The following is an 8,920-nucleotide window of genomic DNA, read 5'->3' as shown; positions in this document are numbered from 1 at the left end:
ACCCCCGGAGGACTTCCGACGGCAACCATTTGGTCGCCGTCAGGAGCGGCGGTGCTTGCGGTCGTCGTCGGTGATCTCGAACTGCTCCTTGCGGACCTTGCCGGACACGGTCTGCTCGTCACTGACCGTTTCCGTCCGCAGGCGCACCCGCTCGACCGGCACGGTTTCCTTGCGCACCAAGGGTTTCTCGGCGTGCAGGACGACGTCCTGCTCGGCCTCGCCGATCTCCGCCGTGCCGTCGCCGCGGGTGACCGGTTCCCGTTCGACGCGCACCTCCTCGTGCCGCACCGGCACGGTGACCTGCTGCTCTTCGGTGACGACGTACTTGCGCAGCCGCACGCGCCCGGTCTCGACCTGCTCGGTTCCGACGGTCAGCCGCTCCTCGGAGCGCGTCATGGCGCGCTCGTCCCGCTTCCCGCCCATCGCGGGCTTGCCCCGTCCGCCCGCGGCGGCCTTGCCCCCGTCCATCCGCCCGTCCGGCGAAGTGCGCGGTACCGGCAGCCCGTAGTGGTGGTAGAGCTGCTCGCTCTCCTCGGGCGAAAGGTGCCCGTCGGCGTCGATGCGGGGCGCGTCGGACACGCTGTCCTTGTCGACCTGGACGTGGACGCCGTCCCGGTCCGTGTGCGCGCCGGAGAGCGGGACGAAGCTTTCCTTGGTGCCGAACAGACCGGTCTTGACGGTGATCCATTCCGGCTGGTGCGTCGCGTCGGCGAGGTAGACGTTGCCGACCTTCCCGAGCTTGTTGCCGTCCGGGTCGACCACAGCACTGTCGATGAGTTCCTGGGGCTGCATGGTCCTGGCCATCGCGGTCGTGCTCCTTCCACGCGTTGGGTCTTGATGAGGCCCACCGTCGGCCGCCCCGGCGCGCACGGCAACCGTCGTGGTGTTCCCGTGAGTGACCCCTGAACGTGGCGGTTTGAAGTGCTCCCCGCTGGCCAGGCGGCCCGGCCGCCGCAGGTGGAACGCGGTGCTCCGGCGGTGATCGGTGCGGCGCTGGGTGGCGCGAAGGTGTGGATCTTGATTTCGCGTGACGGGCGTCACTCGCGGTGTTGTCACAACGCCGTCGTCCAGGTCGTCAAGGGGGTGAAGCAGACGAGGAAAGGGGAACGGCCATGGAAGCGCGGCTCAACATGTTCGAGAACGAGATCACCGGCAAGTTCGTCAAGCGCCTGATCGCGGCGTCCCACCCGATCGAGGAGTCGTCGCTGCCGACGGCGACGCAGGAGCTGGTGAAGATCCGCGCGAGCCAGATCAACGGCTGCGGCATGTGCCTGGACATGCACACCAAGGACGCGGCGGCGGCGGGCGAGACGGCGGTCCGCCTGGCGATGGTGGCGGCGTGGCGCGAAGCGGTGGTGTTCACCGAGCCGGAGCGCGCGGCCCTGGCGCTGGCGGAGGAAGGCACTCGCTTGGCGGACGCCCACGAAGGTGTCAGCGACGAGACGTGGGCGGCGGTCCGCAAACACTACGACGACGAGCAGATAGGGGCGTTGATCGCCCTGGTGGCCATGATCAACGCGTGGAACCGGCTGAACGTGATCGTCCGCAACCCGGCGGGGGAGTACCAGCCGGGAATGTTCGGCTGACCTCGTCCGTCCGAAGGGGACCTTGCCCGGCGCGAGGTTCCCCTTCGGTGCTTTCGGCTGCCGGACCGCCGCCCTGGTGACGACCGCTCAAGCGTGGAACCGGCAACCATGGCACAGCGGCAGTGATCGCGCTCGGCGCAAGCGGCTTGTGTGCCTCGCCGGGTGATGTTGTCCAGCACATCGGGTGATGTCGATAAAGGACGGCGGATAATCGCCCGATGATTTTATCATGATGAAAAAGACGCTCTTCGCAGCCGCAGTCATCGGTGGCGCCATGCTCGCTATTGCCGCGCCGGCTTCCGCCGGTGAGGCCGGGCATCACCCGGGCGGCGGCATCAGCATCGGAGACAACCTCTGCGCTGCCCCGTGGCAGTGGAACGGTCCCCTGGAAGCGCTGCACACCGGCCACGCGCCGGCGTACGCGGCCTGCAACAACAACTCGACCGACGGCGGCGCCGGCATCAGCATCCTCAACAACGCCTGCCTGCTGCCGTGGCAGTGGAACGGCCCGATCGAGCTGCTGACGGCCGACCACAACCCGTCGTACGTCGCCTGCAACGGCAACTCGGCCGGCTGATTCAAAGCCGTTCGAAGAGGAGCCGTGGCTGGCTGGGGGAGTGTGCATCAGCCATCCGCGGCTCTTCTGGATCGTCGACACCGAAAACAACGCGCGGCCCGCACTCGATGACGAGTGAGCGGCCGCGCGTTTTCGTGTTTCTTCAGTGTTTTGAATTCACGCGGTGGACACCGGCTGAGCCGTCAGGCGTACATGGCCAGCCAGATCGCGATGTAGTGCGAAACCGCCGCCAGCACCGTGCACGCGTGGAAGAACTCGTGGTACCCGAACGTCTCCGGCCAGTGATTGGGCCACTTGACGGCGTAGAACACCGCCCCCAGCGTGTAGAACAACCCGCCGATGCACAGCAGGACCAGCGCTCCGGCGCCGGCGTGTGTTGCCAGCTCCGGGAACACGAAGACCGCGACCCAGCCCAGGGCGATGTAGATCGGCACGCCCAGCCACCGCGGCGCGTTCGGCCACAGCATCTTCAGCGCCACGCCGAGGATGGCGCCGCCCCAGACTATCGACAGGATCACGTAGCCCGTCGGCTTCGACATCGCCAGCAGGGTGAACGGTGTGTACGTCCCCGCGATGAACAGGAAGATCATCGAGTGGTCCGCGCGCTTCATCCACTTGTACGCGCGGGGGCTCCAGAAGTGACGGTGGTACAGCGCGCTCACGCCGAACAGGCCGAGCACCGTCAAGCCGTAGACCGACGTCGCCAGGGTCGCGAGCGGGGACACTGTGGACGCGGCCAGGGCGACCAGCGTCGCCACCGCGGCGACGGCGCCGAAGAACGTCCAGGAGTGGATGTGCCCTCGCAGGCGCGGGCGGGCGTCCACCACCGGCGGGGGATCCGTCGTAAGGCTCACCCATCCAGGTTACGACAGCGTAGGTTCTCCAGCAGTGCTCGAGTCACACGCCTCACACCGAGGTGCGTACGCTGACTCGACGTGAGTGTTCGCTCCTTCTTGTCCGACGTCGTGTACAGCGCCTACGGCAGGCGCCTCATCCAGCAGGCCGCCGGCCGGCATCCCCGGCACATCGCCATCATGCTCGACGGCAACCGCCGCTGGGCCCGTGAAGCGGGCTTCGCGGACGTTTCGGACGGTCACCGCGCGGGGGCGAAGAAGATCGCCGACTTCCTGAGCTGGTGCCAGGAGGCCGACGTCGAGGTCGTCACCATGTGGCTGCTGTCCACCGACAACCTCAACCGGGACCCGGACGAGCTCACACCCCTGCTGAAGATCATCACCGACGTCACCGACGAACTCGCCGCGCCCGGGGCGTCGTGGCGGCTGCGGATCGTCGGCGCCCTCGACCTGCTGCCCGCCGACGTCGCGAAGCGGCTCAGCGAAGCCGCCGCCCGGAGCGAAGGGCGCAGCGGGATGGAGGTCAACATCGCCGTCGGGTACGGCGGGCGCCAGGAAATCGCGGACGCCGTGCGCAAGCTGCTGCTCCAGCACGCCGACGAGGGCACGTCCATTCACGAGCTGGCGAAGATCCTCGACGTCGACCACATCTCCGAGCACCTCTACACCTCGGGGCAGCCGGACCCGGACCTCATCATCCGCACGTCGGGCGAACAGCGGCTTTCCGGCTTCCTGCTGTGGCAGTCCGCGCACTCGGAGTTCTGGTTCACCGAAGCGTATTGGCCCGCCTTCCGTCGTGTCGACTTCCTGCGCGCCATCCGTGACTACGCGTGGCGGCACCGCCGGTTCGGGTCGTAGCTCGCACCCGTCTCCCCAGGGGAGCGTCACCAGCTGTTGATGTCAGACGACCGACAGTGAGGTGACGGTTTGGCGAATCACCGTGTTGGCTCGCTGCGCGATCACGCATTCGTGGGTACCTTCCGAGGTGAGGGCGCGCGTTCCGTGCGGGTCCTCGCGGGAGGCCCTGGTCGTGGCGGTGATCGAGGGGGCGGCTCAGCCGCCCACGAGACGCTCGAGGGGGCCGGCACCCGGCCCTCGTGGCCGCACCACCTGACCCCGGTCAGGAGGAGTGGTCCAGCCAGGGAGGTGCCCGGCCCAGCGAGTGCGGGCGTGAGGTGCACACGCCCTCGAGGGAGATGCCGTCGTGACTGCGCAGCGTTTGCCCCGTAAGGCCTCTGGCCACTCTTCGACCGGTGCCGTTCCTGGCCCGGAGAAAGCCTCGACCTCGCCCGAATCCCAGCAGCACATGTACGTGCTCGACACGTCGGTCCTCCTCTCGGACCCGTGGGCGGTGACTCGGTTCGCCGAGCACGCCGTCGTGCTCCCGCTGGTCGTCATCAGTGAACTGGAGGCGAAGCGCCACCACCCGGAGCTCGGCTGGTTCGCCCGCGAATCCCTGCGCATGCTCGACGACCTGCGCCGGCAGTACGGCAGGCTCGACGCGCCGCTCCCCATCGGGGACCACGGCGGCACGCTGCAGGTGGAGCTGAACCACTCGGACCCGTCGGTGCTCCCGTCGGGGTTCCGGACCGACTCCAACGACCACCGGATCCTCGCCTGCGCGCTCAACCTGGCGGCGGAGTACGAGTCGGTCACGCTGGTGACGAAGGACATCCCGCTGCGGGTCAAGGCCGGGGCCGTCGGTCTCGAGGCGGACGAGTACCGCGCGCAGGAAGTGACGCCGTCCGGCTGGACGGGCATGGCGGACGTCGACGTCGAACAGGACGTGCTGGACACGCTGTTCGGCGGCGGCACGGTCGACCCGGTCGAGTACGGCATGGACGACCTCGCCGAGCTGCCCTGCCACACCGGGCTGCGGCTGCTCGCGGGCAGCTCCAGCGCGCTGGGGCGGATCACGGCGGACAAGCGCATCCGGCTGGTCCGCGGCGACCGCGAGGCGTTCGGCCTGCACGGCCGCAGCGCCGAGCAGCGCATCGCGCTCGACCTGCTGCTCGACTCCGACGTCGGCATCGTGTCGCTGGGCGGCCGGGCCGGCACCGGCAAGTCGGCGCTCGCCCTGTGCGCCGGCCTTGAGGCGGTGATGGAACGCCGTCAGCACCGCAAGGTCGTGGTGTTCCGGCCGGTCTACGCGGTCGGCGGCCAGGACCTCGGCTACCTGCCCGGGTCCGAGAGCGAGAAGATGCAGCCGTGGGCGCAGGCGGTGTTCGACACCCTCGGCGCGCTGGTCAGCCAGGACGTCCTCGACGAGGTCTTCGACCGGGGCATGCTCGAGGTGCTCCCGTTGACGCACATCCGGGGCCGCTCGCTGCACGACACGTTCGTCATCGTCGACGAGGCCCAGTCGCTGGAGCGCAACGTCCTGCTCACGGTGCTCTCGCGGCTCGGCACGGCGTCGCGGGTGGTGCTCACGCACGACGTCGCCCAGCGCGACAACCTGCGCGTCGGACGGCACGACGGCGTCTCGGCGGTGATCGAGAAGCTCAAGGGGCACCCGCTGTTCGCGCACGTCACGCTGACGCGCTCGGAGCGGTCGCCGATCGCGGCCCTCGTCACCGAGATGCTGGAGGACCACGGCTGACGGACCCCGGGGGCGGCGCGAGCGCGTCGCCCCCGGCAGTCCTTTCCGCCGTTGCCGGACATCCGGTGAAAAACCCGCTCGGCCGCTGGACGGCCGATCCGGGGCGTGGGCATAGTTGGCCGCATGGCGCCAGAAGGCCTCTCCCGTCGTGAAGTTCTCGTCCGAGGTGGCGCAGCCGCCGCCGCACTGGCCGTGGCCGGAGCGGGGGTCGCCGAGGCCGAACCGGACGCCGGGCGGGACGGCGTGGTGCTGCGGGAGGGCACGAACATGTCCGCCGCGCTGTCACCGGACGGCCGGTGGATCGCGGTCGACCTGGTCACCGGGATCTGGGTGCTGCCCGCCGGCGGCGGTCGCGCGCGGCGGCTCACCGACGACCTCCAGGACGCCACGCTCCCCGGCTGGTCGCCGGACGGCCGCCGGATCGTGTTCCAGTCCTACCGCGACGGCAACTTCCACCTGTACGTCATCGATGCTGCGGGTGGTACGCCCCGCAAGCTCACCAGCGGGCGGTTCGACCACCGGGAGCCCGTGTTCTCGCCGGACGGCACCAAGATCGCCTTCAGCAGCGACCGGGACGGCAGCTACGGCATCCACCTGCTGGACGTCGCCTCCGGAGCGATCAGCACGGTGGTGTCCACCGCGGACGAAGAGGCGTCGCCACGGTGGTCGGCCGACGGAACGAAGATCGTCTTCACCGTGAACGACACCGCCATCGACGTCGTCACCCCGGCCACCGGCGCCCGGACGCGCCTGGTCACCGCGACCGGCGCCGACAAGCTCTACGGCCCCGCGTTCGGTCCCGGCGGACAGCCCAGCTACCTGCGGCTGCGGGGCGCCGAAGCGGACCTCATGCTCGGCGACGAGCAGCTGACCAAGGGCGAGGACGTCTTCGGCTTCGCCGCGAACTGGTCCGGATCCGCCGTGCTCTACACCGCCGACGGGCACCTCCGGCGGCGCGAGTCCGGCGCCGTCAAGGACATCCCCCTCGAAGCGGGCGTGTCCACGGCATCGCGGGACTACCGGAGGCGGGTCCGTGACCTGGACGCGGCCGGGCCGAAGCCCGTCCGGGGCATCGCCGGTCCGGTGGTCTCGCGGGACGGCAAGCGGATCGCGTTCCGGGCCCTCAACGCGATCTACGTCGTCGCGGCCGGCGGTGGCCGGCCGCAGCGGCTGGTCGGCGACGGCTTCTTCAACTCCGACCCGGACTTCCACCCGGACGGGACGAAGCTGCTCTACACGAGCGACCGGCTCGGCACCGCCGACCTGTGGCTGCACGACTTCGGCACCGGCAAGGACACCGTGCTCACCCGGCTGGCGGGCGCCCAGGTCGCGCCGCGGTGGTCGCCGGACGGCGGCCGGGTGGCGTACGCCGACCAGGACGGCGCCACGTGGGTCTACGACGTGACCACGGCCCGGGCCCAGCAGGTGACGCCGCCGCTGTTCATGCCGGGGCGCCCCACCTGGTCGCCCGACGGGTCGGTCCTCGCGCTGGCCGCGGTCAAGCCGTACTCGAAGCGCTACCGCGAGGGCACGAGCCAGATCCTCACGGTCGACCTGAAGACCCAGGAGCTCCGCTACGCCGAGCCGATGCCGTTCCGCTCGCTCGCCACCCGCGGCGACGACGGTCCACTGTGGTCACCCGACGGCCGGTACCTCGCGTTCACGGTCGAGAGCGTCGCCTGGATCGCCCCGGTCGACGGCGCCGGACGGCTGATCGGCGCGCCGAGGCAGATTACCCACGACGTCACGGATTCCCTTGCGTGGCAGGGGAATGACACGCTCGTGTACCTGTCGAAGGGACGGCTCAAGGCGCAGAAGATCGCCGGCGGCGAGCCGCGCACGATCCGGCTCGACTTCACCTGGGCCCGCCCGCGTCCACCGCGCCCCACCGTCATCCACGTCGGCGCGGCGTGGGACGGCGTCGCCCGGACGCTGCGGCGGGACGTCGACATCGTCGTCGCCGGTGGCCGGATCGCCGACGTCCGGCCGCATCGGGCCGCACCCGGGACCGTCGACGCGCACGACCTGACCGCCATGCCGGGCCTCGTCGACCTCCACAACCACTGGCACCTGCGCGGCAGGCAGTGGGGTGACCGGCAGGGGCGGCTGTGGCTGTCCTACGGCATCACCACGACCCGCTCGCCCGGCGACCCGGTGTACCAGATGCTGGAGACGCGCGAGGCGCTGGAATCCGGAAACCGCGTCGGGCCAAGGTACTTCGGCACCGGGGAAGCCATCGACGGCTCCCGGATCTACTACAACTTCATGCGGCCGACCCTGTCGCCGGAGCAGCTGAACCTGGAGCTGTCCCGCGCGGTCGAGCTCGAGTACGACATGATCAAGACGTACGTCCGGCTGCCCGTGGCCTCCCAGCAGGCCGTGGTCCGGGCCGCGCACGGGGCGGGCATCCCGCTGTCGTCGCACTACCTGTACCCGGCGGCCAACATCGGCATGGACGCGATGGAGCACACCGGCGCCACCAACCGGCTCGGGTACTCGCACACCGTCAGCCGGATCGGCCGGTCCTACCAGGACGCCGTCGCCTTGTTCGTCCGCTCCGGGATGTCGATCACGCCGACGTTGTTCACCTCCAGGGCGTTGTACGCGGACGACAAGTCGCTCGTGACCGACGAGCGCACCGAAGTCCTTTTCCCGCCGTGGGAGTACCAGCAGCTCAAAGCCACGGCGGACACCGCGGGCAACCCGGAGAACGCGTACCTGCGCCAGGTCCTCGCCGGGAACGTCGACATGGTGCTGCGGATCCACCGGGCGGGCGGGTTCGTGGTCACCGGCACGGACTCCCCGTTGGACAACGTGGCCGTCTCCACCCACCAGAACCTGCGGGCCATGGTCGCGTTCGGGTTCACGCCGTACGAGGCGCTCACCACCGCCACCCGCAATCCGGCGCGGTGGCTGGGTCTCGAGGACCGGATCGGGGTGCTCAAGCGTGGCGCGTACGCCGATCTGTCGCTCGTCAGCGGCAACCCGTTGCAGGACATCAAGGCGGCCGCGAACGTCCGCAGCGTGCTGGTCGGCGGAGTGCTGCGGACGGTCGGCGAGTTGCTGGCGCCCTACCGGAACCAGCCGGGGCAGCGGGCGGCCACCGAGGTGGCGCCCGCGGCCCGATCGGCGGAGAAACAGCACTGGTGGCACGTTCCGGAGTGGTCGGAACACGTCTGCTGCGCGGGCTGAGCACCCCACCCGGTCGTGAGATGATCGACGCGACCGCGGTTCCCGCGGACCGCGGCGGGGTCGGCCGGTACGTCGATTCGCTCGTCGCCGCCCTCGACGCGGACGGAGCACC

Annotated in this window: 7 protein-coding genes; 5 read left to right on the top strand and 2 right to left on the bottom strand. The window is 70.1% G+C overall.

The genetic code is table 11. The features are described from left to right. Positions 1-39 precede the first annotated feature (39 nt). Positions 40-804 carry a PRC and DUF2382 domain-containing protein gene (locus AB0F15_RS44380; RefSeq protein WP_360283866.1) on the bottom strand — a complete coding sequence of 255 codons (765 nt, stop codon included), beginning with the start codon at positions 802-804 and terminating at the stop codon, positions 40-42. A 308-nt stretch (positions 805-1,112) separates the two neighbouring features. Between AB0F15_RS44380 and AB0F15_RS44375 the strand changes: the two genes are divergently transcribed. Both AB0F15_RS44375 and AB0F15_RS44370 read left to right on the top strand, forming a co-directional pair. Further along, the gene (locus AB0F15_RS44375) at positions 1,113-1,586 is read left to right on the top strand and encodes a carboxymuconolactone decarboxylase family protein (RefSeq protein WP_360283864.1); all 474 of its coding nucleotides are present in this window, start codon (positions 1,113-1,115) and stop codon (positions 1,584-1,586) included. A 229-nt stretch (positions 1,587-1,815) separates the two neighbouring features. Beyond that, complete coding sequence (locus AB0F15_RS44370; protein ID WP_360283862.1) at positions 1,816-2,163, top strand: hypothetical protein; 348 nt, start codon at positions 1,816-1,818, stop codon at positions 2,161-2,163. A gap of 182 nt (positions 2,164-2,345) precedes the next feature. Here the strand turns inward: AB0F15_RS44370 and AB0F15_RS44365 are convergent, their stop codons facing one another. Then, the gene (locus tag AB0F15_RS44365; protein ID WP_360283860.1) at positions 2,346-3,017 is read right to left on the bottom strand and encodes a hemolysin III family protein; all 672 of its coding nucleotides are present in this window, start codon (positions 3,015-3,017) and stop codon (positions 2,346-2,348) included. Between the two features lie 81 nt (positions 3,018-3,098). Here AB0F15_RS44365 and AB0F15_RS44360 point away from each other — a divergent pair, with 81 nt between their 5' ends. The 3 genes from AB0F15_RS44360 to AB0F15_RS44350 all read left to right on the top strand — a co-directional run bounded on the left by AB0F15_RS44360 (position 3,099) and on the right by AB0F15_RS44350 (position 8,808). Continuing rightward, positions 3,099-3,875, top strand: coding sequence for an isoprenyl transferase (locus tag AB0F15_RS44360; protein WP_360283858.1), 777 nt, complete (start codon positions 3,099-3,101; stop codon positions 3,873-3,875). 448 nt (positions 3,876-4,323) lie between these two features. After that, positions 4,324-5,616, top strand: coding sequence for a PhoH family protein (locus AB0F15_RS44355; RefSeq protein WP_360283856.1), 1,293 nt, complete (start codon positions 4,324-4,326; stop codon positions 5,614-5,616). A gap of 123 nt (positions 5,617-5,739) precedes the next feature. After that, the gene (locus tag AB0F15_RS44350; RefSeq protein ID WP_360283854.1) at positions 5,740-8,808 is read left to right on the top strand and encodes an amidohydrolase family protein; all 3,069 of its coding nucleotides are present in this window, start codon (positions 5,740-5,742) and stop codon (positions 8,806-8,808) included. The last annotated feature ends 112 nt before the right edge of the window (positions 8,809-8,920 follow it).

This window comes from Amycolatopsis sp. NPDC026612 (assembly GCF_040638285.1).
Classification (GTDB): domain Bacteria; phylum Actinomycetota; class Actinomycetes; order Mycobacteriales; family Pseudonocardiaceae; genus Amycolatopsis.
This window is presented reverse-complemented; position numbering and strand designations above follow the sequence as displayed.

Bases quoted from the DNA above. Each gene is read 5' to 3' on its own strand.
- AB0F15_RS44355 (WP_360283856.1), top strand. From the start codon at position 4,324: ATGTACGTGCTCGACACGTCGGTCCTCCTCTCGGACCCGTGGGCGGTG.
- AB0F15_RS44375 (WP_360283864.1), top strand. From the start codon at position 1,113: ATGGAAGCGCGGCTCAACATGTTCGAGAACGAGATCACCGGCAAGTTC.
- AB0F15_RS44380 (WP_360283866.1), bottom strand. From the start codon at position 804: ATGGCCAGGACCATGCAGCCCCAGGAACTCATCGACAGTGCTGTGGTC.
- AB0F15_RS44370 (WP_360283862.1), top strand. From the start codon at position 1,816: ATGATGAAAAAGACGCTCTTCGCAGCCGCAGTCATCGGTGGCGCCATG.
- AB0F15_RS44350 (WP_360283854.1), top strand. From the start codon at position 5,740: ATGGCGCCAGAAGGCCTCTCCCGTCGTGAAGTTCTCGTCCGAGGTGGC.